Genomic DNA, 608 nt, shown 5'->3' with positions numbered 1-608 from the left:
CACTGATCCCGGGTTCCCGTCGAGGCCGCCGCTCAGGCGCGCCTCAACCGCCGCCTACCCAGGAGCCGCCCCATGACCGTCCACCTCGCCGCCACCACCCCGACCCCCACCGCGCACCCGCCCACCTCGGTCGACACCACCACCTTCAAAGCCGCGTTCCGCCGCCACGCCGCCGGCGTCGTCATCATCACCGCCGACACCGGCGGCCACCCCACCGGCTTCACCGCCACCTCACTCGCCTCCGTCTCCCTCGACCCACCCCTGCTGTCCTTCGCCCTCGCCACCACCGCCTCCAGCTGGCCCACCCTCGCCACCACCCCCACCCTCGTCGTCAACTTCCTCGCCGACCACCAACACCACCTCGCCACCACCTTCGCCACCAGCGGCATCGACCGATTCGCCGCACCCACCCGATGGTCACGCCTCATCACCGGCGAACCCACCCTCGACGACGCCCCCAGCCACCTCCGCGCCGACATCATCGACCGCCACCCCATCGGCGACCACCACATCGTCATCGCCCACGTCACCCACGCCTGGACCACCGGCGACCACGCCCCGCTCGTCTACCACTCCGGCACCTACGGCCGCGTCCAGCACCACTGACG

Annotated in this window: 1 protein-coding gene; it reads left to right on the top strand. The window is 72.0% G+C overall.

Features of this window, described 5'->3' with window-relative positions; all coding sequences use genetic code 11:
* Positions 1–72: 72 nt before the first annotated feature.
* Entirely contained in the window at positions 73–606 is a 534-nt protein-coding gene (locus DZA62_RS35285; RefSeq protein WP_116953686.1) for a flavin reductase family protein, read from the top strand.
* Positions 607–608 lie beyond the last annotated feature (2 nt).

Source organism: Jiangella endophytica (genome assembly GCF_003427025.1).
GTDB lineage: Bacteria > Actinomycetota > Actinomycetes > Jiangellales > Jiangellaceae > Jiangella > Jiangella endophytica.
This window is presented reverse-complemented; position numbering and strand designations above follow the sequence as displayed.